The following is a 22,925-nucleotide window of genomic DNA, read 5'->3' as shown; positions in this document are numbered from 1 at the left end:
ACCCGCCTGGAACCCCGATAGGAGCCAATTATGCAACTGTTGCAAAGTGACGTTTCTGCCGAGCACGACACCATCATTCGCATGGAAAGTGTCGGCAAGATGTATGGCAGCTTTTCGGCGCTGAGCGACGTCAGCTTTTCCATCCGGCGCGGTGCCATTCATGGTCTTTTGGGTGAAAACGGTGCAGGCAAAAGCACGTTGGTGGGGATTATTTCCGGGCACAATCCTCTTACATCCGGTCATGTCTATTTGAACGGTGAAATCATTGATGCGGCTGATGTAAAAACCATGGAAGCCGCAGGTGTCTTTCTGGTCACGCAAGAGCCGATGATCATCGATCACCTGTCCGCTGCAGAAAACCTGATGCTGGGGATCTGGCCAGAAAAGCGTGGCTTTGTGCAATGGCGCAAGCTGCACGCGGATGCCAAACAGATGCTTGCCGATACAGGGATCAATCCTGCCAAACGCGCGGGCCAACTTGACGCGGTGGCGCGGCGCAAACTGAATATTCTGCGGGCGATGTTCTCGGGCGGGACGGTCATCATCCTTGACGAGCCGACAGCGGCTCTAACCGTCGAGGATCGCAGCCAGCTGTTTGATTTCATGCGTCGCCTAAAAGATGACGGCGTAACCTTTATCTTTATTTCGCACTACAATGACGAGATCCTCGACATTTGCGATTCCGTCACCGTCCTGCGTGATGGCAAGTTGGCAGGTGGATCCGAAAATCTGAGCGACATGACGTCCGAACAACTAAGCGAGTTGGTGCTGGGGCGCGGGTTGCAGTTGTTTCAGCGCACGCACAGGTCCTTTGCGCAGGTCGAGACCGGCGTTTCGATCAGGGACGTTCGCGCGGGCCGATTGAACCTTGATCGGCTTGATATTCACCGTGGCGAAATTCTGGGCTTCACCGGCCTGCCAGGTGCCGGTGCCAAAGAGTTGGCTCGCAGCCTGTTCGGGCTGGTGCGAGTCGAAAGCGGCACGATCCAGTTTGAGGGCGATGCGGCCCCAAGTAAACTGCCCCGCGACCCAAAAGCTGCATTTGAAACCGGCATTGCGTTCTTGTCTGATGACCGGCGCAAAGACGGCTCTGTCACCCAGATGAGCATCGGACAGAATATCTCGCTGTCATCACTGGACGCCGTATCGCGCAACGGGTTCTTGCGACCGACGAAAGAGCGCGAACTGTCTGACCGCTACTTTGCGTCCATGGGCATCAAGGCGGCCGGACCTGAGGCGGTCGTTGATACATTGTCGGGGGGCAACCAACAGAAGGTCTGCCTTGGCCGTGTCATGGCGACGAACCCGCGCTTGCTGATATTGGACGAACCGACGCGCGGCATTGACGTTGGTGTCAAACAGGACGTTCTGGCGATTATTGACGCGCTCAGCGAACAGGGCGTCTGTGTGATTATCGTGTCAACAGATACCGACGAACTGGCCCGTGCAGCCGACCGTGTCTGCATCTTTGCTGGCGGCAAGATTCACACGCAACTGGTCGGTGACGAGATCGAAACCGAGAAACTGCGCAAACTGATGGGCGTTGCGTGATGCAATATCAAGCAAGGAAAAAACGCGATGACTGATACAACAACAGCAAATACAACGCCCGCGAAAGCCAAAGGAACCGAGACCAATTCCATGTTGGCCTGGGTGTTGCAAAACGTGGTTTGGATCTGGCTTGTTGCCCTTGTCATCTTGTTTGGCATGTTCAACCAGTTTTTCTTCACGGTTTTCAACATGCAGAACATCATGGTTCAGGCCACTGTTCTGGGCGTGCTCGGCTTGGCGATGTGCTTGCCGCTATTGGTGGCCGAGATCGACTTGTCGATCCCTGCAAACGCAGGGTTTTCGTCCGCTGTGGGCGCCATCGCCATGACACAACTGGGCCTGCCGTGGTGGGGTGGTGCGTTGGCCGGTATCGCGATGGCGACGGCCATCGGCTTTTTCAATGGGCTGTGCATCACGCGGCTACGGATGGTTTCCCTGATCCAGACCCTGTCGATGATGATTATCCTGCAAGGCTCGCTCCTCGCGATGACCCGAGGGCGCACCCTGACTGAGCTGGGCGATGGTTATGTCTGGATCGGGCAGGCGACTGTTGCAGGTGGCTGGCCGATTATGCCGCTGGTCTTTGTGGCCTCCATTATCGGATTGGGCGTGGTGTTGACGCGTACGGTATTTGGCCGCTCCATCTATGCCGTGGGGGGCAACCCGACCGCATCCAAGTCTGCCGGTATCCGCGTGGATGCAGTGAAGATCAAGACCTACACGCTCTCCGGTTTTCTGGCTGGGCTTGCGGGCTTTCTGCTGGCGTCCTGGCAGATGGCCATCACATCCAACCAAGGCGAGAGCTTTTTGCTCTATGCCATTGCCGCGCCCATCATTGGCGGCGTGTCCGTCTTTGGCGGCCGGGGCAATGTTATCGGTGTGTTGGGAGGTGTTTTGCTGTTGACGGTTATTCAGGTCGGCCTTGCGATTGTGTCGGTTCCGTCCTTCTACGTCGGCATGATTGGCGGCTTCATGATCTTTATCGCCGTGGCGATTGATGCCCTGCGCGTCCGGATGTTTGGTTAACACCGCAACCCCACGCGCAGCACATCATGTCGTGTTCGAAATCGCAAACGGCCGCGCCAGTTTTCGCTGGCGCGGCCTTGTTTGTTGAAAGATCAGTTGCGGATCCGATCTTATTATGTGGGTGTTAAGTTCGATGACAGCAGGCACGTGCGCCGGTCGTTTACAGCATACCGGTGTTGCGGATGTCAGACAGAAGCGTTTTCATCTCGGCAATGCGCGTTTGGTGGTCTTTGGGTAAACGCAAACTTGACAAGGTTGATAATATGTCGATCACGACCATTGCAGAGATCCGGCTGATCGTCGGGGTGTAAAGGTCTGTATTTTCAAGCGTTTCTACAGAAATCACGATGTCAGAGCGGCGTGCAAGCGGAGTGTCGGGCGCACCTGTGATGCCAATCACCACGGCGCCGCGGTCCCGTGCGACTTGTGCGGATTGCAAGATCTCGCGCGTCGCTCCGGTGTTGGAGATCGCAACGACCACATCGCCTTTCTGTAGCATCGCCGCCATGATCATCATCTGATGTCCGTCCGCAGGTGCACCGCATGGTTTGCCAAACAGCGGAAACTTCTGCTGCGCGTCCAGCGCGGCGATTGCCGACGCCCCAAAGCCGAAAAACTGGATCTGGCGCGCTGCAGCGAGCGCATCCACGGCCCGGACGATTTGCGCGTGGTCCAGCTTGGAGCGGACCCAGTTCAGGCTGGACAGGTTGAAATCGAAAATCTTGTCGATCACATCATCCACATCATCAACCGGCGAGATGGCACTGTGTGATGTGGCCCGTCCGTAAGCCAGCGAACGGGCGAGGGCAATTTTGAGATCCTGATAACCGCTGCACCCGACAGACACGCAAAACCGGATGACCGACGGTTCGCTGACACCTGTCTTGGCGGCAATATCCGAAAGCCGCATTTCCGTCACGGCTGCCGGGTTCTCGAGCACGAAATCCGCAACCTTGCGTTGCGAGCGTTTCAATTCGGGCAGTTGGCGGCTGATTTGTTCCAGCAGGTTGTCGTCTTGTTTGTTCACTGTACCTCACCAACCTTTGACGGCGTCACACTAGCGAAAAGAATACAGCAGGGGAAACGTAAACTTGCAGCAAAAGATCGTCGGCCTGACCCGATCATCCCGTGATAAGGCCGTATTGGCGGGCCTTCCCGCGCAAGAACGGCAAGCCCTCGGTAATGACTTGTTCTGTGCTGTCGGCCACGGGGCGCCAAACGGACAGTCCCCATGACAATTCCGGTGGCATGTTGATAAAGCTTTCCATCGCCAGCCCGCCGCTGAAGTTGATAGCTGCCAGCGTGGCGTGGATCTCGTCCCAATCGCATGTGCCCTTACCCGGCACACCGCGGTCACTTTCGGACAGGTGAATATACTTCAGGTGCGCGCGCGCATCCAAAATACCGTTGCCCGCGCCCTTTTCCTCGATGTTCATGTGATAGGTATCCAGATGGATAAACATGTTCTCCGCGCCGATCCTCTCGATCATGTCCACTGCTTGCCAGCCGGTGTTGATCAGATGGGTTTCGTAGCGGTTCACGGGTTCGATCCCCAGCAGGATGCCGCGCTGCTTTGCGTGGGCGGCGGCGGCGCGCAGACAGCGTGCGACGTTGTCGTATTCACCCGTGGTGGGTGGCTGGCCGGTGCGTTCGCCGATCCCGCCATAAATGACGCCGGACAAGGCCTCGGCCCCCATATCGGCGGCGGCATCAATGGCGGTTTTCAGGAACACGAGGCCCGCATCCGGATCGCGCGAGGGCCATGCCCCATCGGGCATCCCAAGCGAGCAGACGGCGCTGATCCCGGCTTTGGCGAACAAGTCGCGGCTGTGGGATGTGTCGACATTTGTGGGGTTGAGCAGGGCGACTTCGATGAATTCGAATTCGTACTGCTTGGCTTGCGCGACGGCATGTTCAGCCGCTTGTGGCGTCCAATCCATCGTCCAGATGCTTGAGTGAATACCAAAACCGCGCATTTCTATGCCTCCTCAAGGTTGCCGTTCGTCAGGAACCGGACGATCGTCTCCATCGGGTCCGCGTCAGGGGCAAGGTAGCTGGCCCCCTTTGGTAAAAGCCTCATGTCTGTCAGGGGCGACTGCGGGTGAAACAGCACAGACATGCCTGCGGCCACCCCGGCTTTTGACCCCAGCAGGCTGTCTTCGACCACAAGGCAATTGTCGGGCTGGCGGCGCAGGCGCGATGCCGCAAGTAGGTATCCTTCCGGGTCCGGCTTGCCTTCTTCGACATCTGCCCGCGAGATGATCACATCACTGATGTGGGCAAGGCCCGTCATCTTCAGGCCAAGAACGACTTCTTCAGGGGTGGAATTTGAGACGACGGCCATCGGGGTATTTTGTGCGGCCAGCTTTTCGGCGACCCGACTGACCGGCTCCCGACGCTCGATCCTGTCCGCATGGTCGCAAAAGTGGTGCCATTTCAGCGCCAGCCACGCATCAAGGCCCATCGAGATACCTGTCTGATCCACCAAAGCCTGAAAGACGTGTTCCCCGTCGGCCCCGATCTGGTCATCGTGAAACCCATCAGGGATGATAAGCCCCAACGCGCGGACCGCCGCATCAAAGGCCAAACCGTGCACGGGTTCGCTGTCGATCAAGGTGCCGTCCATGTCCCACAGGATCGCGTGACGTGTCATACCAAATGATCCAGCTCGTCATAAAACGATTGCGATGTGAGGTATAGCCGCTCGTAAAGCGGCATCATCCTGTCATAAACCTCGGCCCAACGTGGGTTGGGGGGCACGTCCTGCGTGAAGCGGATCATGGTCTTCGCTGCACTTTCCAACGAGTCCGCGGCCCCCGTCGCCGTTGCCATCAACATCGCCGATCCAACCACGCCGCATTCCAGCTCTTCTGGCACCATATAGGGGACGTTATACATGCTGGCCTTGATTTGCAGCCAAAGGTAATTGCGCGCACCACCGCCTGCGGCGACGATCCGGTCTGGCCGCCCGTGCCCGCCTTGCAGCATGTCCAGCTTGTGGCGCACAGAGAAGGCAACGCCCTCAAGGACGGAACGGTGCATCTCGGGCAAGCCGTGGCTGGCGGAAATCCCGAAGAATTGCGCGCGCGAGTTCCGGTGCGCGCCAAATCGTTCACCCGACAGATACGGCAGGAAGAACATGCCCTTGGAGCCGACATCGGCGCCCGCTGCGTCCTCGGCAACCTGTGCATAGCTGCGTTCGTTGTCGTGAAAAGCGCGCCGCGCCCAACGCACGGCATCACCGCCCGCATCAAGCAAAGTCATCGAACCCCAGTCACCATTGGCGGAAATCACGTTTGAAATGCCCGCGCTTAGAACCGGTTCGTCGTGCATCAAGGTGACGATCGTCGATGTGCCGGTCACGTCCGACCCCATTCCGGGTGCGATCACCCCCGAGCCGATCAGCGCCATCGGGTAATCACCTGCCCCGACAAGGACCGGCAGCCCGGCTGGCAGGCCCGTCTGTTCGGCCACTTGTGGCAAAAGCGGGCCAAGGATTTCTTCTGGCCGCAAGAGGTCACACAGTAACCCGCGCGACACGCCCGTCAGCTCGCAAAGCTCATCGGACCATTCGCGCGTCCGCCAGTCCATGAGAAAACTCAGGGAGGCTTCGGTTATATCTTGCGCGCGCCGTCCGGTCAGTTTGAAGTTGATCCAGTCTTTCGGCATCAACAATGCCGAACTGCGCGCCAGCGCGTCGGGCCGGTTTTCCGCGATCCACGCCAGCTTGAACGCGGGCCAAGCGGGCGAGGGCAGGTTGGCGGCCAACCCCAAGGACTGGTCATGCGGCACGCGCGCGGCAAAGGCTTCGACCTGGGGGTTGCTGCGTTTGTCGTTCCACAGCGGCACGGCGTCCAGGGTGGGCACGCCATCATCGTCAATCAGAACCGAGCCGTGCATCTGCCCGCAAGCGCAAATGGCCGCAACCCGCGCAGAGGCATTATCGACTTTTGACAATACGGCCTTAAGCGTTGCAACCGTTCCCGCCCACCAGTCCGCGGGACGCTGTTCGGACCAGCCGAATTGCGGAACGATCTGCTCGTGCTCCTGATGTGCAAAGGCAACGATGCGCCCATCCCTATCAACCAGCGCAGAGCGAATACCACCCGTGCCAACGTCAATGGAAAGATAAAGATCGCGCATGACTAGATCCGCAATTCGGTGTCAGGGTCAAAGAAGTGGACATGCGCCATATCGGCCAGCACCGTGCAGGTTTCACCGGCCTGGGCGGGGAAGCGTGGTGCGACCTGTGCGACCATTTTGGTGCCTGCAACCTCGCCCAGCACCAATGTATGTGCGCCCAAAGGCTCAAGCGTCTGGCACTGCACATGCAGTTCTGCGGGGTGGTCGCCGCCGTTCATATGTTCGGGACGCAGGCCCATGATGACCTTTTCGCGTGCGCCGACGCGAGCGGCGGTTTCGGCGGGCAGGGGGAGCTTTTGATCCCCGAGGTGCACAGCGCCATCCCGGATCGCGACATCAAAGAAGTTCATTGCGGGCGAGCCGATAAAGTTTGCCACAAATCTATTCGCTGGCTCTTCATACAGGGTAATGGGCGCAGCGACCTGTTCGATCTTTCCCGCCTGCATGACCACCACGCGGTCCGCCATCGTCATCGCCTCGATCTGGTCATGGGTCACATAAACCGCTGTCGTGCCAAGCCGCTTTTGCAGCAGCTTGATTTCAGTTCGCATTTCGACCCGCAGTTTTGCATCAAGGTTGGACAGGGGCTCGTCGAACAGGAAGACTTGAGGTTTTCGCACAAGTGCGCGTCCGATGGCGACGCGCTGCCGCTGCCCACCGGACAGGTTTTTCGGTTTGCGATCGAGATAGGGGTCAAGACCCAGCAGTGTCGCTGCTTCGGATACGCGTTTGTCAATTTCAGATTGATCGGCCCCATGTACCTTCATGGCATAACCGATATTGTCACGCACACTCATATGCGGATAAAGCGCGTAGTTCTGGAACACCATCGCGCAGTCGCGCGCGCCCGCGCGCGTGTCTGTAATGTCTTTGCCGCTGATTTCGATCGTGCCCGATGTGACCGTTTCCAGCCCTGCCAGCATCCGCAAGGTCGTTGTTTTGCCGCACCCCGATGGGCCGACAAGGACAATGAATTCTCCGCGATTGATCTCCAGATCAAGTGGCGGAATCACCTGTTGTTCGCCAAAGGACTTGCTGATCGCCTTGAACGCGACATGAGGTTCTGAAGAGGCGTTTGTCATGGCTTGGTTGTCTTTCAGTCAGATTGAACGCGAAGGAAGGGGAGGAGCGGCCCCGGGATTCCCGGAGCCGCCTTTGGTCTGTTATTCCAGCGGGGGCAGGCCCATGGAGGAGCGATAGGCCGCCAGCTGTGCGTCACGCCCGAACTCGTCGGTGAGCTTGTCCCATTCGGCTGCAATTGCATCGAGCGCTTCCTGCGGCTCGATCTCACCGGCCAGCGCACGGGACAATTCGACCTCAAGCACTTCTGTGTATGAGAAGAAGCCGGGCAGACGAAGGTCAAGGGCGACGTTCGGGGAATCAAGCGATGCCCGCTGTGCGCCAAGATAGCTTTGTGCCTCTTCAGGTGTGAAGATGTCGGACCAGCTATCGAGATTCTCGTAGTGGCTCAGGCGATAGGGGTTCACACCTGTGTTCGCCGTCACGATCGCGACGCTGGACACTTCGGGGCTTGTCAGTTCGGCGACATAGGACCAGGCAGCTTCTTGTTGCGTACTGTCTGACGGCACGGCAACCTGCCAACCCCCAAAGGCCAGGAATGGTGACGCCACTGGATCATCAAACTTATCCCATTCGCCTGTCTTTGAGTTCCAGATTTCGGTCGATCCGGGCAGCACGGCCGTGCGCACATTGCCTGCGATAGATCCCTCCGTCGCGCCAAGCACACCCGAGTCAGCCCAGTCGATGTTCATTGCGACCGAGCCACCGGAATACAGGGGCCGCACATCGCCCGAACCGTTGTTGAGAGAGCCGGGAGGGCCAAATTCCAACCCCGCCTTGTATTCTTCAAGGGCGCGCAGCCATCCCGGATTGTTGATTTGCGCATCCATCGTTTCGGGATCGAAGAACATTGCACCGGGGGTTGCGGGGTTGTTGGTATAGCTAGCCGCATGGCTGAAGAAGTACCAGAACTGCTGGCCGCCACGGCGATAGGCCTCGGCGGTTCCGTAATCGACCACATCGCTGGCGTTAAAGAAATTGGCAATATCGTAGTATTGATCCCAAGAGACCGGGGCCGCCAGATCGTAGCCGTACTGCTCTTTGAAAGCTGCCATGTTGGCAGGATCTTCGAAAAGATCCGCGCGGTAGTTCAACATATGCATATCGCCGTCCATAGTGGCCGACTTGATCTCGCCTTGCCACGACATCAACCTGTCCCGGTAGACGGGGTGAATGTCGTCCCATGCCGCGCCCTGCTGCATATCGTCGGGCATCGTCGCCAGATAGGGCGCGAAATCCGGTGTCCACGCCGGGATGAAGCCGATGACATCGAAGTCGCCGGTTTGCTGGCTCATCGCGGTCAGAAACTTGGGATACAGTTCGGAAAACGGAAATTCCACGATCTCCACTTCACCGCAGGTCTTTTCCGACCAGCTTTCGGCGGCCGTCTTTAGGGCCGACGCGATGAACGGACCGTTCTGCGTCGATACCGTTAGGGTCACGCCGGAATAATCCGGGGAGCACTGGGCCTGCGCAAACCCGGCAATCGGGACCAAGGCCGTGGCCAATAGCAGTTGTTTCATGAGTAGTCTCCTCCGTTGAATAGCGGTTCTATTTGATTGAACCGGCCAGAAAGCCCGAACGCATCATGCGGCCGAGAAAAATTGCGACAAAGATCATTGGAATGATCGAAATCAGCGCCGCGACAGAAATCGCCCACCATTCGTCCCCGCGGCTGGAGTTCTGACCAGCCATCAGGATGGGAAGGGTCTGCCATTTTGACGAGGTCAGAAGCAGTGCGAACAGAAACTCGTTCCAGATAAACGCAAGGATGATCATCGACGTTGCAACCAGCCCGGGTTTGGACATCGGCAACACGATCTGAAAAAAGATGCGCAAGCGCCCGATGTCGTCGACCCTGGCGGCCTCTTCGACCTCCACCGGGACGTTTTCGAAGAAATCGCGCATCAACCATACGGCAAAAGGCAGGCCGAAGGCGGTGTAGGCCAGCACAAGTCCGGGCAGGCTGTCGAGCATGCGAAACCCCACCTTGTTCATCTCTGCGTAAAGCAGAAACAGTGCAAAGGCGGACACGATAGGCGGGAACATCCGTTGGGACACAAACCAGAACGTGACATCATTGTTGCCCAGCACCGGCCCCGGCAGCGCACGACCATTCAGCCAAACCGCGATTGGCAGGGAAATTAGCAAGACAAGCGACAGCGCATAAGGCACCCGTATCCCCCAGCCCTGGCTGAGGTAGGCAAAGCCGCCGATGGCCATAACCGCGAAGGCAAGGCCAGCCAACAGGCGGATGCGAAATTCGAACCGCACCAGCGCATATGCCGCCATAGACCCCAAAAAGACGGCCAGACCTGTAGAAAGGACGGATACGATCACCGAACTCATGATCGGCCCGGCAAAGTCACCCCGCACACCTGACAAGGCCTCGCGGAAGGCCTGTAGCGTCGGCTGGAAATCAACGAAGGGGATATAGGTCGCGTTCTGGCTGACAGCCAGCGGCGGCTTGAATGCCGTGACCAAGACCCACCAAAGCGGAAACATGCAAAAGAACAGCCATAGCAACGCTATGAAGAACCCAATGCGACGATAGCCCTGCGATTGCATCAGCGGTACCTCTTTGTAAGTCGTTGTGCGGCGGCCAGATAGAGTGTGCCGAAGACGATCACGACGATCAGGAACAGAAAGCTAAGCGCCGATGTCATGCCAATGTTGAACTTCTTGAACCCTTCGTTGTAGGCGAAAAGTGTCAGGGTTTCGGTCGATGTCCCGGGCCCGCCACCTGTCAGCACAAAGACGGTGTCGATCAGTTTGAACCCTTCGATCAGACGAATGAAAATCACTGCGATCGAAAGCGGCAGCAGCATCGGGAACGTCAGATCACGGAACCGGCGCCACGCTGAGATATTGTCGACCCGCGCCGCCTCGAACACTTCGGAAGGCAGGCCCTGAAGGCCGGCCAGCATCAGCAAAATGACAAACGGCGTCCATTGCCACACCTCCACGATGATCAGCGTCGAAATCGCGAGAGTCGAATTGGTCAGGAACGGGACGTGCTCAAAGCCAAGAGCCGTGAATAGGTCGTTCACTGGCCCAAGGACCGGGTGAAACAGCATCCGCGCGATGAGTGCGACGCAAACAGGTGCAAGAAACATCGGCAGCAGGAAAGTAACGCGATAGAGGGTCGCCCCAGGTACATTATGATGCAACGCGAGCGCCAGCGCGAAGCCCAAAACAAATTGGAATGCGACAGAGGTGAACACGATCACCGCTGTGACCTGAACGGACCCCCAAAACCGCGCCGACTGGATGATTTCAGCGTAGTTGTCGAATCCGACAAACCGTGCAGGCGTCGGCGGCACGAGACGGACCGCCTGAAACGAAACGACGAGGGCGTAGATCAGTGGAAAAAGCGTGACAAGCAAAACGACCAGAAACGCAGGCCATAGGAATAGGTGCTTTATTCGATCGTTACTTGCTGCAGATGGCATAGAATCTGACCCCCATTTGGGAAGGACGGTGACGAAAGTCACAGTGTTGGTCAAGTAAAATATGTAGTTCAGCTACTATCTTTACGAATTTTTGCTAAAATCTCTACTGGCGCATAGGGTTGCGGATGTGCTGACGTCGCACGAAAGAGGCGGGCGACATTCTTCCTTTAGGCTCAATAAAATATAAGCTAATAGGCTGGAAAGTGCGGAATATCTGATGCCCCGGGCGGCTTTCACTCGCCGATCGGACGCAATAGAGATTGTCAGCGCGATCAGTTTTGTGTATTAAAACTACAAAATTTGGGAGATACCTATGAAATATGCCCGTCCTTCAAGTCACCGCATCGACCCTGCTTCTGGGGATATGCGGGGTGCAAGTGGCTGCTATGAAAAGCGGATCGGGGACCTGGAAGGTCTTTATGCGGACTCTGATGCGTTCAAACGGCTGTCTCAGGCAGACCCTGATCACGTGGTGTATCGGGTTCACGAAAAACGCCCGCAGCAGGTGGCCGGTGATCTGATCTTTGGCACAACTTGGATGGAGCCCGGACGGGTCGGGGACGAATTCTATATGACCCGCGGCCACATCCACGCTCGCGCGAACCGCCCCGAGACATATTACGGCGAAAGTGGTTCCGGCTTAATGCTTCTTGAAAGTCCCGAAGGGGAAACGGAAATCCTCGAGATATCCGCGCGCGAGTTGGTCTATGTGCCGCCCATGTGGATACACCGGTCAGTAAATACCGGTGACACCGCACTGGTGATGAGCTTTTGCTACCCGGTTGATTCCGGGCAGGACTACGAAATCATCGCCCGCTCGGGCGGTATGGCAAAGCGGATTGTCGCGGATGGGAGCGGCTGGAAGGCCGTCGATAACGCCGCGTATCGCCCGCGCAGCGCCGACGACATCCGCCGCGTGCTTGCCACATGCGATGCCCCGATTTCCACAAACGATCACAGCTAGAAAGCAGGAATTGATATGAGCATTTTTGATAGACTGTCACAGTATGGCGTGGTTCCGGTCATCGCGATTGATGATGCGTCCCAAGCGGTTGTCTTGGCTGATGCCCTGATCGCCGGTGGTTTGCCAGTTGCCGAAATCACGTTTCGCACGGGTGCGGCAGGCGATGCCATCGCCGCGATTTCCAAGGAACGCCCCGACGTCGAAATAGGCGCAGGGACAGTCCTGACAACCCAGCAGCTGGATGCCGCACAGGCGGCCGGAGCAAGGTTCTGTTTGTCGCCCGGCCTTGATGCAGACGTTCTGGCGCACGCAAAACAGGCAGGCATGCCCTTTGCCCCCGGTGTGATGACACCGACCGACCTGCAAGCGGCCCTGAAGGCGGGCTGCAAGATGGTCAAGTTCTTCCCCGGCGGTGCAGCGGGTGGGCCGAATATGCTCAAGAATATATCGGCCCCTTATGCACATACCGGCATCGGGTTTAACCCCACGGGCGGGGTGAACATGGCCAATCTGGCAGATTGGCTCGCGCTGCCGACCGTGCGGGCCGTGGGTGGCACCTGGATTGCCACACGCGATGATATTGCTGCCGGGAATTGGACCAAGATCACCGAAAACGCCGCCGCTGCCGTGGCCCTCGTCGCTGAAATCCGGAGTAAGTCATGATGCAGTTTGCCCCCGCCCAAAAGCCCACCTTCTATTTTATTGGAGTGACAACAGGCGCGTCGTCGATCATGAAGGTTTTTCCCCAGTGGGCCGAGTATCTCGGGCTGGGGGATGTCGCCATCAAGGGCATCGACCTTGTTCCCCATGATAGTGTCGAGAATTACCGCGCCGTCGTGGACTTCATCAAAAACGATCCGCTGTCGCTTGGCGCGCTGGTGACAACTCACAAGCTGGATCTGTTTCAGGCGGCGCATGACATGTTCGATGTCATCGACGCCCACGCTGAACTGATGGCGGAAACATCCTGTCTTTCCAAGCGGGATGGCACGCTGATTTGCCATGCAAAAGACCCGATCTCGTCGGGGCTGTCCATTGACGGGTTTGTGCCGGATGGCCATTTCGCAAAGACGGGCGCCGAGGTCATGTCGATCGGGGCAGGTGGGTCCACCATCGCGCTGACGTGGCATTTGATGCAGGAATCCCGCGGCGCTGATCGCCCCTCGAAAATCTATGTGACGAACCGCAGCCAGCCGAGGCTTGATCATATCCGTGATATTCATGAGCGTTTGGGCAGTGATATCGCGTGCGAATATATCCTTGCCCCGACAGCACAGGACAACGACCGCGTGCTGGGAATGTTGAAGCCTGGCTCGCTTGTGATCAACGCCACCGGCCTTGGTAAGGACGCGCCCGGCTCGCCGCTGACCTTTGCGGGCGATTTCCCCCAGCGCGCGATCGTCTGGGAGCTGAACTACCGCGGTGATCTGGTCTTCCTGGATCAGGCCAAGGCGCAGAAAGATGCCAAGAGCCTGCAAATCGAGGATGGCTGGACCTATTTTATCCACGGTTGGACACAGGTGATCGCCGAGGTGTTTGACGTCGACATCCCCGTATCCGGTCCGCGTTTTGACGAGATTTCGCGCATTGCCGCCCAAGCAACGGGCCGTGCATGATGTCCAAGATCCTCATTACCCCGCGTTCGTTGTCAAAAGGCAACCATCCAGACCTTGAACCGCTCAGGCGTGCAGGCTTCGAACTGGTCATGCCGACACCGGGGGCGACCCCGACCGAGGTGGATTTGGTCAAGGCCCTGCCGGGCTGCGTGGGCTGGCTGGCCGGCGTTGAGCCCGTATCGGAAGCGGTCATTCTGTCGGCCAAAGACTTGCGGGTTATTTCACGCAATGGCACCGGTGTTGATAACCTGCCATTGGACGCGGTCGAAGCGGCTGGCATCGTCATCCAGCGTGCAGAAGGAACGAACGCGCGCGGCGTGGCCGAGCTGGCCCTGGCACTGGCCCTTGCAGGGCTGCGCAACATGGTGCCGACGCATACAGGTGTGAAAGCGGGCGATTGGCCGCGTCGCATCGGGTCCGAAATACAAGGTGCGAAAGTGGGTATTGTCGGTCTGGGCGCGATCGGCGCAACCATGGCAGAGCTGTGTCTGGCTGTGGGGGCGCATGTGTATGGGTTCGATCCCTACGCGCCCGATGGCGTCGTGACGCATCCCGCCTTCACGCGCAGCGGTTTCACATCTGCCATTGCCGGGGCCAAGGTCCTGAGCCTGCATGCACCGATGCAAAAGGACGGCAGGCCATTGATTGGGGCACAAGAGATTGCCGCGCTCGGCCACGGTGGTGTGATCGTGAACACGGCGCGCGCAGGTCTGGTGGACGAAGCGGCCCTTCTTGAAGCGTTGGAAAGTGGGCAGGTCAGCAGCTATGCTGCCGACGCCTTCCACACCGAACCGCCAGAGCTGACAGCTTTGCTGCGCCATCCAAACGTGATTGCGACCAGCCATATTGGCGGTTTTACGGATGCATCCGTCGCGCGATCCACGCGGCGCGCGGTCGATAACCTGTTGAATGTGTTGGTGTCCGATGCAGTTTGATCGCATCACCGGTTTCCCGCAAGCAGGGCAGTGCGGGCTTTTCTGGCTGGGGCAGGCGGGCTTCTGGCTGGACACGGGCCAGCACCGCGTTCTGATTGACCCCTATCTGTCGGATAGTCTGGCCACGAAGTATCGCGGCAAGAAGCACCCGCATATCCGTATGATGCCCGCCCCGATTGACGTGATGGACCTGCCGAAACCCGACATCGTTTTGGTGACCCATGCCCACACCGACCATATGGACCCAGATACGCTCGGACCGCTTCACCAACGGTTCGCGGATGTGCCCTTTGTTGTTCCTGCCGCGGTCGAGGCCATCGCACAGGAGAGGATCGGCGCAGATGCACGGCTGCTTCTCGCGGATGCAGGTCAGGTTCTGAACCCGTTGCCGGGCCTTTGGGTGCATGTCATTGCGGCAGCGCATGAAGACTTCAATCTGGATGAACAGGGTCGGCATCCCTTTCTGGGCTATGGAATCGCAACCCAAGACCTGCGAGTTTATCATTCGGGTGACACGATTCCATTTGCCGGCCTGAAGGATGCAATCGCCGCATTTGAACCCGACGTTCTGCTTTTGCCGGTGAACGGCCGAGATGCGGCGCGGCTAAGAGATGGTGTGCCGGGAAATCTCACATTAGCAGAGGCCATGGAGATCGCAGCGCCCTATCCGATGCTGGTGCCACATCATTTTGGGATGTTCGATTTCAACACGTTGGACCCGCAGGCAATCGATGCTGCTGCCAAAGCTTCGCAAGATGTATTGATCGTCCGCCCGCAGGCCGGCGAACACCTTGGGCTCTCGAAACCCTAAGACCGCGCAAGCGAAGAGAGATACCGGTGGTAAAGGCTTGAAAAAGGGAGTGTTGGGTAAAGTTGCGCGCCGAAGAAGGGGCTGTTGAACTAATTTTGGTATTTGGTCAGTTTAGTACACTTGAGGTTTGTCATGCCGCGTAACTCACCCTTCAAACACCATCGTTCTCCACGTGATATCATGCACTTTCCTTGAGCCTGCCCCTTTGAACTGGTCCGCCCCTATAGTTAGGAAAGCGGAGAACCAACGATGGCCATTAAGAGACCCAAGCCCGAAGAGATTGTTGTGAAGTTGCGGCAGGTTGAAGTCCTGATGGGGCAAGGCATGCCTCGGATTGATGCGATCCGGCAGATCAGTGTGACTGAACAAACTTATTACCGTTGGAAGAAGTGCGGTGGAATGGGCACGGAGCAACTTAAGGAACTGAAGCGGCTACAGAAAGAGAACGAGCGCCTGCGGTGTGCGGTTTCTGACCTGACATTGGACAAGTTGATCCTGAAAGAAGCCGCATCGGGAAACTTCTGAGCCCCTCGCGTCGGCGGGCCTGCATTGATCGTGTGCGTAGTCGGTTCAAGATTTCAGAACGTCGTGTGTGCCGCGTTCTGGGCCAGCATCGATCCACACAACGGCGATTGCCACATGGACGCGCTGACGAAGAGCGTTTGCCCCTCCATGATCCGTCTGGCTGACACGAAGCTGAAGCGGGTGGGCCAACTCCCTTCGGGTTATCGTCAGCTTTGGCGCGCATGAATTACATCAAGATGGCCGCATAGAGGAGTTTGACCCATGAAGAAGACATTGACAATTCTTGGTTTTCTCGCGGTCTTTCCCGCCGGGGTCGCACTGGTGGATGATGATTGCTTCGTGCCGATGGTGGACTGGCAGTCCCGCGTGCCGTGGCCCGGCTGACACGGGCTAGATGAACGGCATCACCGGCGCCAGCGTCGGCGCGGGCCGGACGCTCGAAATCACGCTCGACCTTGCCGACGCGCTGTTCGGCGCGGGCTACAGGCTCCACATCGACGCCGCCGTCGAGGACATGCGCGACAGCCTGAACGAGATGGCGGTGCGCCGCCGTGATCGACCCGGAGACGGGTGAAGGCGTGGCCTCTGCCGATCCGAACCAGACCCTCCGCTGGCTCACCAACCTGCATCGCTCGCTGTTTCTCGGGGAAGGGGGTCGCATCGCCATGGCAACGGGGGTTTTGGCGATACTGGTCCTGTCGCTCTCCGGTGCGGCGCTGGTCGTGCGGCGGGTCGGCGGCTGGCGACACTGTTTCGCGCCTCTGCGGGAGCCGCTTGCCGGTCGGCTGCATGTCGAGATTGCGCGGATTGCGGTGATCGGCCTCATTCTGTCGTCCACTACGGCTTTGTGGATGACGGCCTCGACCTTCGATCTGCTCCCTGATGGTGGCGCAGCGCCAGCCTTCCCGGCCGAGGTGAGCGGTGAAACGGGATTTGCCCTCGATCAGATGACGAGGTTGCAGCAGACGCCCGTGGTCGAGTTGCGGAGTTGAGCTTTCCCTATCCCGGCGATGCGACGGACGCCTTCACGCTGAAGACCGACCGGGGGACCGGGTGTCTCGATCAGGGCGACGGAGCGCTGCTTGCCTGGGCCGACCTGACCGGGTGGGAGCGTCTCTCGGAAACCATCTACATGCTGCACACCGGACACGGCGCGGCGACGCCGGGGCTGGTGCTTGGGCTGATGGCGCTCGGCGTCCCGGCCATGGGCGCGACCGGCGTGTCGGTCTGGCTTGCCGGACGGCGCGGGCGGCCCCGCATCCGGGGCAATCGGCCAGTGGGCCGGGCCGAGGCGATCCTGCTTGTCGGCAGCGAGGGCGGCAGCACCTGGGGCTTCGCCGTAACGCTGCACGCCGCGCTGTCGCAAGCCGGGCAGAGCGTGCATGTGGGCCCGATGTCGGGCTTCGCCCCTGAACGCTATGTAAAAGCCGAACGGGTCATCCTGCTTGCTGCGACCTATGGGGCCGGCGCGGCGCCGGGGGCCACAGCTTCCCAACCTACTGCGCCTTCGCCAAAGCTGTCGTTACGGCAGCCGGAGCGAAGCGCTGAGCCGAACTCATGCCGCTCGACACGATCGACCGTCAGTCGCCGCAGGATTTCGCGCGTTGGGGCTGCGCGCTCGGCGAGGCGCTTGGGACCCCCTTGGAATTGTCGCACCAGCCCGTCCTTCCCGAAACCGAGACGCTGACCCTCGTATCGCGCCGAGGCTACGGCGCCGAGGTGCAGGCACCGACGGCAATCCTGCGTTTCACTCTGCCGCGCGTCTCGCTTTGGCAGCGACTGATCGGCGCTGGGTTCGCGCGCTTTGTGGCCGGTGACCTGATCGGTATCCTGCCGGAAGGCAACGCCGTACCGCGGCTTTACTCGCTTGCCTAAGGCCAGCGCGCGGCTGCTCGCTCCGCCGGCCTCCGTCACCGTCGTCGCCCGCGCCTGTGCCGAGGCCGACGCCTGGGCGACGACCCTCATGGTGCTCGGCTTCGATGCGGGCGCGGCGCTCTGTTCCTCCTGAGCGATGATAACCGCCGCACAAAGGGCGTGGGAGTCGGACGACTTTTTTCTGACGATTCAGCCGTAATCGCCCCGGCCGAAGCGGAATGAGCCGCGTGGAACCAAACCCTGTCGATCACTTCAAGACCGCGCGAAAACGCGGAAAGCCGCCTCTCTTCAGGAATGCCACTTCTGCAGATGTTGAATGGCAGCTCAAAAGAGTATTGCGGTGATGATAGCGGCCTGAATGACCGATCGTCCCTTCGCCGTAAACGGCCCGCCGACCCCGCGTCCGGTAAACGCCGGATCACCTTACCATATGCGCCGCCACGCATCCTCACGAACCAATGGTCCTTGTGGCTGCGCAACCGGTGCGACAGCGTTTGCTGGCAACGGGAGGGCAGAACATGATAGCTGACTCCTACAGTCTTGTTCCAGCATTCGGGTAGATATTATGAAAAAGCGGCTCGGTGCAGATCGTGCGATGGTGTTGACGGGCCTGACGCTCCTCGGGATGCTCCTGGCTGCTCTCGCTTTATGGCCGCTGCAGGGCATCACAGCCCAACGCACGTCCATGGTCGGTCTGCTGCTCGTGTATCTGGCCGGGGGGGTGCCTGCGGCGTGGCGGGCACTTGTGGCCCTGTGGAAAGACCGCATTCTGGATATTGATCTGCTGATGGTTGTCGCGGCCATTGCGGCCGCAGCCGTTGGCGCACCCTTCGAGGGTGCGGTGCTGCTGACGCTGTTCAGCGTTTCGACAACCCTGGAAGACCGTGCACTCGGACGCGCGCGGCGGGCTGTCGAAGCCCTGATGGCGCTGCGCCCCGAAACCGCCTTGCGAAAGGCACCCGACGGCACGGTCATGGAAATTCCCGCCGCCGAACTGAAGGTCGATGACATCTTCGTTCTGCGGCCGGGCGCGCGCGTGCCTACCGACGGGGTAATCACGACGGGCCGTGGTGCGCTGGACGAGGCGAATATCACGGGTGAATCCATGCCCGTCAGCAAGCAGCAGGGTGCAAAGGTGTTCGAGGCAACGGTCAACCTTGACGGCGTGCTGGAAGTCGCGGTCACGAAAACGGTCGAGGAAAGCACCGTCGCGCGCATGATCGCGCTGGTCACCGAAGCGCAGGCGGAAAAGGCGCCGTCTGAGCGTTTCAGCGAATGGTTCGGACAGCGGTATACGGTTGCGGTTCTGCTAGGTGCCATCCTCGCCTTCGCCGTCTTCCTGTGGCTCGGGAATGACTGGCACGAGGCGCTTTATCGCGCGGCTGTGTTGCTGGTGGCGGCAAGCCCCTGCGCCATCGTGATTTCGGTTCCCGCCGCAATCTTGGCTGCACTCTCGGCTGCGGCACGCGGGGGCGTGCTGTTCAAGGGCGGGGCTGCGCTCGAAACGCTCGCGGCGGTCGATAGCTTTGCCTTCGACAAGACCGGGACGCTGACGACAGGCAAGGCATCGGTCACCAAGGTTGTTGCGCTTGACGGTAATGAGGAGGAATTCCTGTTCCTTCTAGCCGGCCTTGAAGCCCATTCGGAACACCACAGCGGCGCGGCGATCCGGCAGGAAGCGGCAGATCGCGGAATCACACCCGCCGAGGTGGCGAATGTCGTCGCGCTACCAAGCGAGGGTATCACGGGCGACAGGGCAGGTGAAAAGTTGTGGGCTGGCAATCCGCGCATGGCGGCGCGGATGGGGGCCGGGATCGAACATGCGTCCCTGACGGTGCTGGCCGAGGACACCGAGACGGTCATCTATTTTGGCCAGGGTCCCCGGCTTCTCGGTGCAGTCAGCCTCGCGGATCAGACCCGCCCGAGTTCCAGACCTGCACTTGCGGCGCTTCGCGAAAGCGGCGTCACGAAGATACTCATGATGACGGGCGATAGACGGCCGGTCGCCTTGCGCATAGGCCGCGAACTCGGCTTCCAGCCCGACGAAATCCACGCCGACATGCTTCCCGAAGACAAGCTTCGCATGATCGGCGCGCTGGCGGCCGAGGGCAGGATCGCTTTTGTCGGAGACGGCGTCAATGACGCGGCAGCGCTCGCGCGGGCGGATGTGGGGATTGCGATGGGCGCGGCGGGGTCGGAAGTCGCGCTTCAGGCCGCCGACGTCGCGCTTCTGTCGGAGGATATGGGGCAGCTTGCCGAGGCGCACCTGCTGGCGCGCCAGACCGCCGCGATCATCCGTCAGAACCTGATCTTTGCCATGGGCGCCATGGCCGTGCTTGTCTTGGGCGGGCTGTTCTTCGATCTGCCCTTGCCTTTGGCAGTGATTGGCCATGAAGGGGGTACGGTTCTGGTGGTGCTCAATGGCCTTCGGTTGCTCCGCACACCCCGTCGGAATGCCGAAACGAAAAAGACTGAGAATGTGGAAGCGGCGGACGCTTGAAAATTCAGTAGCCGCTACCGGCATCAGGTTCTCTGCATTTTGGCTAGTCTTTCGGGCCTTGGGCAAAGGGCGCTGAGTATCTCTTGCATAGTGTATCAAAATGCGCACCCCCGCATATGCTCCTTGTTCCATATCAACCTGATATTTTGGCACGGCCCGTCCAAAACAGCAGTGATTGACGCTGGCATAGCGAATTCACAATCTGTCCGCTGACCGACGTCTTGCACCTTAAAACGCCGCGTCTCACCCGAGTGTTCTGTGTGGATGGCTCCTGCATAGCAAGACATTTTTTGATCTGATATGAGCGCCTGTCAGATGCAGTCGTGTGTCCGGCCTGTTTGCGCAGCGCACACGGCTGCTGGCCCTGATGGTTTCCGCTGACCAAGTCCCAAACCGCTTCGCGGACAACGACGTGTCCCTGACATTCGACGGGGTGTCTTGGTTGGCGGGGTGACATTGCTCTATCATCTCGATTGTCGTGCGTCTCTTGTGTTCTTTTTCTTTGGTTATGCTGCATGAGGTCTGTAACGTTCGTTGCGGGTCAAGACTGCCCAGATGATGCGGGCGGTTTTGCTTGCCATGGCAACGGTAGCAACGCGTGGAGGCTTGCGTTCACGTAATGTCAATGCCCAAGGATCAACACGGTCGGGATTGACGCGCAACGCGCGCTTGAGGCGCAGGACGTGACGCTGGTCCTCAAGTGGGTCACCGCGGAGGACCAGGACGAGATCAAAAGCGCTTTCAATATGACGGTGGCGGTTCGCGATGCTAAAGCGTCACGCCTTTCCCCTGTCACAAGCTCAAGGCGTGACGCTTTAGCATCGCGAGACCCTTGCCGGTCACTGACCGTAGCTGAAGCACCCAGCCGATACGAAAAGGGGGTGATGGAGCATAAATGCGCTTCGTCGTCCCATGTCAGCCGCGCGCTTTGCCGCCAAAGATCCGAACCTCGAAATTCAGCGCCACCGGCTCTTGGAGGCTGGGTGGGGAAGGAGCAGCTGCACCATACTCCTCCTGGGCATTAAGCACCTTTCCTGAGCTTTCGGGGCGTGCCGCGACGTGCCGACCGCGGGCCGCGTCAGCGGTGGATTTTCGTAATGTGTGAGATAGTTGGATGGCGATACAATAATCTGCCGACGGGCGACGCAAAGGCGAGTTTTTCGTCGCGCCTGTTACATCCCCTTCGTATTGGGCGTGAGAGCCTCGCCCAGTGCCGATGTCATGAAATCCATGACGGCGCGAATCCGGGCAGTGTGGCGCAAGTCTTCGTGGGTCAGCAGCCACAGATCAAGGCTGAAGGCGTCGGGCAGTTCGGCAACGCGGGTCAGGTCCGGTTTTAGACCGGCGATGGCGCAGGGCAGCAGTGCAAGCCCAAGCCCGGCCTTGGCCAGACGCACCGCACAGGCCACCGAATTCGAGCGCACGGCCGGGCGCACACCGGGCAGAAAGCTCTCGAACTGGCGGGTCAGGGGCGCGTGGGCGTTGTCAAAGCCGATCCAGTCCTGCTGTGCGAGATCGGTGTCCGGGTGGGCCGCGCAATACTCCGGCGCGCCGTAGATCGCGAACTCCAGACGACCGACGCGTCGTCCCACCAGCGTTTCGGGTGGGGTGTTGCCGATCCGCAGAGCGATGTCGGTTTCACGGCGCGACAGGTTGAGCGTTTCGTTGCCCACCACGATTTCCACCTCGATCCCCGGATAGCTCTCGCGAAACTGCCGAATATGATCGGGCAGCAGCCAGAACGCCAGCATGTCGATCGCCGTGATCCGCACGGTGCCGCTGAGACGCAGATCCTGTCCGGTGACGGTGCGGTCCAGCGTGGTGACATCGGCCTCGATCCGCTCGACGATGCCGAAGGTTTTCTCGCCGGCCGGAGTCAGCGCATAGCCGGTCGGCAACCGATCGAACAGGCGCACACCCAAGGTTTCCTCGAGCCCCGCGATCCGACGGAACACCGTGGAATGATTGACGCCGAGGCTGCGCGCCGCCCCCGACAGGCTGCCCGCCCGCGCCACGGCCAGAAACACCCGCAGATCGTCCCAATTGGCAAGCTGTGCATTCATGCAAGGCCACCTTTCCGCTTTCGCTACTCCCTGTGCGCTCACAGTGCAGCCATATAGGAACCAGAAGCAACAACGATCACCTGAAAGGATTTGACCATGACCAATACGACAATCCGCACGAAACTGCGCAGCGACGAGCTTTCCTGTCCCTCCTGCGTGCCCAAGATCGAGAGTGCGCTGATGGCGCTGCCCGGTGTCGCGAAGGCCGAAGTCAAATTTGGCAGCGGCCGAATTGAGGTGGACCACGACCCGGCACTGAGTGACGTGGCCGCCTTGGTGAGTACCATCGCCAAGACCGGATATACTGCCAAACCGTCGGCGTTCTAATCCTCCAACCCCCGCCCCATCGCTCCACGCGGTGGGGCTTGTTCTGAAAGGAGAGAG

General features: G+C 59.4%; 22 protein-coding genes and 4 pseudogenes. 16 read left to right on the top strand and 10 right to left on the bottom strand.

Annotated features, from left to right (window positions below; genetic code table 11):
- Positions 1 to 30 precede the first annotated feature (30 nt).
- Both MN186_RS11370 and MN186_RS11365 read left to right on the top strand, forming a co-directional pair.
- Positions 31 to 1,551: a sugar ABC transporter ATP-binding protein gene (locus MN186_RS11370; RefSeq protein WP_242114486.1), complete on the top strand. Its 1,521-nt coding sequence runs from the start codon at positions 31 to 33 to the stop codon at positions 1,549 to 1,551.
- 27 nt (positions 1,552 to 1,578) lie between these two features.
- Positions 1,579 to 2,577, top strand: a complete 999-nt coding sequence (locus tag MN186_RS11365; RefSeq protein WP_242114485.1) for an ABC transporter permease — start codon at positions 1,579 to 1,581, stop codon at positions 2,575 to 2,577.
- 160 nt (positions 2,578 to 2,737) lie between these two features.
- Here MN186_RS11365 and MN186_RS11360 read toward each other — a convergent pair whose 3' ends face one another.
- From MN186_RS11360 to MN186_RS11325, 8 genes are all read right to left on the bottom strand, one after another.
- Positions 2,738 to 3,604 carry a MurR/RpiR family transcriptional regulator gene (locus MN186_RS11360; RefSeq protein ID WP_242114484.1) on the bottom strand — a complete coding sequence of 289 codons (867 nt, stop codon included), beginning with the start codon at positions 3,602 to 3,604 and terminating at the stop codon, positions 2,738 to 2,740.
- Positions 3,605 to 3,698: 94 nt separating this feature from the next.
- A complete protein-coding gene (locus tag MN186_RS11355; RefSeq protein WP_242114483.1) occupies positions 3,699 to 4,553 on the bottom strand; it encodes a sugar phosphate isomerase/epimerase family protein in 855 nt (284 codons plus the stop codon).
- 2 nt (positions 4,554 to 4,555) lie between these two features.
- Positions 4,556 to 5,230 carry an HAD family hydrolase gene (locus MN186_RS11350; protein ID WP_242114482.1) on the bottom strand — a complete coding sequence of 225 codons (675 nt, stop codon included), beginning with the start codon at positions 5,228 to 5,230 and terminating at the stop codon, positions 4,556 to 4,558.
- Positions 5,227 to 6,720: a xylulokinase gene (locus MN186_RS11345; RefSeq protein WP_242114481.1), complete on the bottom strand. Its 1,494-nt coding sequence runs from the start codon at positions 6,718 to 6,720 to the stop codon at positions 5,227 to 5,229. Before MN186_RS11345 ends, MN186_RS11350 begins: the two co-directional genes overlap by 4 nt.
- A gap of 2 nt (positions 6,721 to 6,722) precedes the next feature.
- Complete coding sequence (locus tag MN186_RS11340) at positions 6,723 to 7,802, bottom strand: ABC transporter ATP-binding protein (RefSeq protein ID WP_242114480.1); 1,080 nt, start codon at positions 7,800 to 7,802, stop codon at positions 6,723 to 6,725.
- Between the two features lie 81 nt (positions 7,803 to 7,883).
- Positions 7,884 to 9,323: an extracellular solute-binding protein gene (locus tag MN186_RS11335; RefSeq protein ID WP_242114479.1), complete on the bottom strand. Its 1,440-nt coding sequence runs from the start codon at positions 9,321 to 9,323 to the stop codon at positions 7,884 to 7,886.
- Between the two features lie 28 nt (positions 9,324 to 9,351).
- Entirely contained in the window at positions 9,352 to 10,368 is a 1,017-nt protein-coding gene (locus MN186_RS11330; protein ID WP_242114478.1) for a carbohydrate ABC transporter permease, read from the bottom strand.
- On the bottom strand, positions 10,368 to 11,123 hold the full coding sequence (locus MN186_RS11325) for a carbohydrate ABC transporter permease (protein ID WP_242114477.1): 756 nt from the start codon (positions 11,121 to 11,123) through the stop codon (positions 10,368 to 10,370). Before MN186_RS11325 ends, MN186_RS11330 begins: the two co-directional genes overlap by 1 nt.
- A gap of 442 nt (positions 11,124 to 11,565) precedes the next feature.
- On the opposite strand from MN186_RS11325, the gene MN186_RS11320 reads away from it, so the two are divergent.
- The 12 genes and pseudogenes from MN186_RS11320 to MN186_RS16475 all read left to right on the top strand — a co-directional run bounded on the left by MN186_RS11320 (position 11,566) and on the right by MN186_RS16475 (position 20,932).
- The gene (locus tag MN186_RS11320) at positions 11,566 to 12,216 is read left to right on the top strand and encodes a glucose-6-phosphate isomerase (protein WP_242114476.1); all 651 of its coding nucleotides are present in this window, start codon (positions 11,566 to 11,568) and stop codon (positions 12,214 to 12,216) included.
- Between the two features lie 15 nt (positions 12,217 to 12,231).
- A complete protein-coding gene (locus MN186_RS11315; RefSeq protein WP_242114475.1) occupies positions 12,232 to 12,879 on the top strand; it encodes a bifunctional 4-hydroxy-2-oxoglutarate aldolase/2-dehydro-3-deoxy-phosphogluconate aldolase in 648 nt (215 codons plus the stop codon).
- The gene (locus MN186_RS11310; RefSeq protein WP_242114474.1) at positions 12,876 to 13,832 is read left to right on the top strand and encodes a shikimate dehydrogenase family protein; all 957 of its coding nucleotides are present in this window, start codon (positions 12,876 to 12,878) and stop codon (positions 13,830 to 13,832) included. Before MN186_RS11315 ends, MN186_RS11310 begins: the two co-directional genes overlap by 4 nt.
- The gene (locus tag MN186_RS11305; protein WP_242114473.1) at positions 13,832 to 14,767 is read left to right on the top strand and encodes an NAD(P)-dependent oxidoreductase; all 936 of its coding nucleotides are present in this window, start codon (positions 13,832 to 13,834) and stop codon (positions 14,765 to 14,767) included. The genes MN186_RS11310 and MN186_RS11305 overlap by 1 nt, the downstream gene beginning before the upstream one ends.
- Entirely contained in the window at positions 14,757 to 15,578 is an 822-nt protein-coding gene (locus tag MN186_RS11300) for an MBL fold metallo-hydrolase (RefSeq protein WP_242114472.1), read from the top strand. The genes MN186_RS11305 and MN186_RS11300 overlap by 11 nt, the downstream gene beginning before the upstream one ends.
- A 249-nt stretch (positions 15,579 to 15,827) precedes the next feature.
- A pseudogene (locus tag MN186_RS11295) lies at positions 15,828 to 16,243 on the top strand (transposase); the annotation flags it as partial.
- Between the two features lie 121 nt (positions 16,244 to 16,364).
- Positions 16,365 to 16,487, top strand: a complete 123-nt coding sequence (locus tag MN186_RS11290; RefSeq protein WP_420838929.1) for a hypothetical protein — start codon at positions 16,365 to 16,367, stop codon at positions 16,485 to 16,487.
- A 10-nt stretch (positions 16,488 to 16,497) separates the two neighbouring features.
- A pseudogene (locus MN186_RS11285) lies at positions 16,498 to 16,647 on the top strand (DUF2271 domain-containing protein); the annotation flags it as partial.
- A gap of 1 nt (position 16,648) precedes the next feature.
- A pseudogene (locus tag MN186_RS16560) lies at positions 16,649 to 17,975 on the top strand (PepSY domain-containing protein); the annotation flags it as partial.
- Positions 17,971 to 18,111 (top strand): FAD:protein FMN transferase, encoded by a 141-nt coding sequence (locus tag MN186_RS16555; RefSeq protein WP_338024992.1) that lies wholly within the window; start codon positions 17,971 to 17,973, stop codon positions 18,109 to 18,111. The pseudogene MN186_RS16560 and the gene MN186_RS16555, both read left to right, overlap by 5 nt.
- A 432-nt stretch (positions 18,112 to 18,543) precedes the next feature.
- Complete coding sequence (locus tag MN186_RS11260; RefSeq protein WP_242114467.1) at positions 18,544 to 20,478, top strand: heavy metal translocating P-type ATPase; 1,935 nt, start codon at positions 18,544 to 18,546, stop codon at positions 20,476 to 20,478.
- A 325-nt stretch (positions 20,479 to 20,803) separates the two neighbouring features.
- Positions 20,804 to 20,932, top strand: coding sequence for a hypothetical protein (locus tag MN186_RS16475; protein WP_255744127.1), 129 nt, complete (start codon positions 20,804 to 20,806; stop codon positions 20,930 to 20,932).
- A 52-nt stretch (positions 20,933 to 20,984) separates the two neighbouring features.
- Here MN186_RS16475 and MN186_RS16705 read toward each other — a convergent pair.
- Positions 20,985 to 21,128 (bottom strand): annotated as a pseudogene (locus MN186_RS16705) (IS110 family transposase); the annotation flags it as partial.
- Positions 21,129 to 21,161: 33 nt separating this feature from the next.
- On the opposite strand from MN186_RS16705, the gene MN186_RS16655 reads away from it, so the two are divergent.
- Positions 21,162 to 21,503 (top strand): hypothetical protein, encoded by a 342-nt coding sequence (locus tag MN186_RS16655; RefSeq protein WP_353890316.1) that lies wholly within the window; start codon positions 21,162 to 21,164, stop codon positions 21,501 to 21,503.
- A 147-nt stretch (positions 21,504 to 21,650) separates the two neighbouring features.
- Here the strand turns inward: MN186_RS16655 and MN186_RS11250 are convergent, their stop codons facing one another.
- The gene (locus MN186_RS11250; protein WP_242114466.1) at positions 21,651 to 22,541 is read right to left on the bottom strand and encodes a LysR family transcriptional regulator; all 891 of its coding nucleotides are present in this window, start codon (positions 22,539 to 22,541) and stop codon (positions 21,651 to 21,653) included.
- Between the two features lie 96 nt (positions 22,542 to 22,637).
- On the opposite strand from MN186_RS11250, the gene MN186_RS11245 reads away from it, so the two are divergent.
- Complete coding sequence (locus tag MN186_RS11245) at positions 22,638 to 22,868, top strand: heavy-metal-associated domain-containing protein (RefSeq protein ID WP_242114465.1); 231 nt, start codon at positions 22,638 to 22,640, stop codon at positions 22,866 to 22,868.
- Positions 22,869 to 22,925 lie beyond the last annotated feature (57 nt).

Origin of the sequence: Aliiroseovarius sediminis, from assembly GCF_022678485.1 — a bacterium.
In the GTDB taxonomy this organism is placed as follows: domain Bacteria; phylum Pseudomonadota; class Alphaproteobacteria; order Rhodobacterales; family Rhodobacteraceae; genus Aliiroseovarius; species Aliiroseovarius sediminis.
This window is presented reverse-complemented; position numbering and strand designations above follow the sequence as displayed.

Excerpts from the sequence above, each read along its gene's own strand:
- MN186_RS11245 (WP_242114465.1), top strand. The coding sequence starts at position 22,638 with ATGACCAATACGACAATCCGCACGAAACTGCGCAGCGACGAGCTTTCC.
- MN186_RS11310 (WP_242114474.1), top strand. The coding sequence starts at position 12,876 with ATGATGCAGTTTGCCCCCGCCCAAAAGCCCACCTTCTATTTTATTGGA.
- MN186_RS11350 (WP_242114482.1), bottom strand. The coding sequence starts at position 5,230 with ATGACACGTCACGCGATCCTGTGGGACATGGACGGCACCTTGATCGAC.
- MN186_RS11300 (WP_242114472.1), top strand. The coding sequence starts at position 14,757 with ATGCAGTTTGATCGCATCACCGGTTTCCCGCAAGCAGGGCAGTGCGGG.
- MN186_RS11305 (WP_242114473.1), top strand. The coding sequence starts at position 13,832 with ATGTCCAAGATCCTCATTACCCCGCGTTCGTTGTCAAAAGGCAACCAT.
- MN186_RS11345 (WP_242114481.1), bottom strand. The coding sequence starts at position 6,720 with ATGCGCGATCTTTATCTTTCCATTGACGTTGGCACGGGTGGTATTCGC.
- MN186_RS11315 (WP_242114475.1), top strand. The coding sequence starts at position 12,232 with ATGAGCATTTTTGATAGACTGTCACAGTATGGCGTGGTTCCGGTCATC.
- MN186_RS11260 (WP_242114467.1), top strand. The coding sequence starts at position 18,544 with ATGAAAAAGCGGCTCGGTGCAGATCGTGCGATGGTGTTGACGGGCCTG.
- MN186_RS11365 (WP_242114485.1), top strand. The coding sequence starts at position 1,579 with ATGACTGATACAACAACAGCAAATACAACGCCCGCGAAAGCCAAAGGA.
- MN186_RS11335 (WP_242114479.1), bottom strand. The coding sequence starts at position 9,323 with ATGAAACAACTGCTATTGGCCACGGCCTTGGTCCCGATTGCCGGGTTT.
- MN186_RS11370 (WP_242114486.1), top strand. The coding sequence starts at position 31 with ATGCAACTGTTGCAAAGTGACGTTTCTGCCGAGCACGACACCATCATT.
- MN186_RS11355 (WP_242114483.1), bottom strand. The coding sequence starts at position 4,553 with ATGCGCGGTTTTGGTATTCACTCAAGCATCTGGACGATGGATTGGACG.
- MN186_RS11320 (WP_242114476.1), top strand. The coding sequence starts at position 11,566 with ATGAAATATGCCCGTCCTTCAAGTCACCGCATCGACCCTGCTTCTGGG.
- MN186_RS11250 (WP_242114466.1), bottom strand. The coding sequence starts at position 22,541 with ATGAATGCACAGCTTGCCAATTGGGACGATCTGCGGGTGTTTCTGGCC.
- MN186_RS11290 (WP_420838929.1), top strand. The coding sequence starts at position 16,365 with ATGAAGAAGACATTGACAATTCTTGGTTTTCTCGCGGTCTTTCCCGCC.
- MN186_RS11340 (WP_242114480.1), bottom strand. The coding sequence starts at position 7,802 with ATGACAAACGCCTCTTCAGAACCTCATGTCGCGTTCAAGGCGATCAGC.
- MN186_RS11330 (WP_242114478.1), bottom strand. The coding sequence starts at position 10,368 with ATGCAATCGCAGGGCTATCGTCGCATTGGGTTCTTCATAGCGTTGCTA.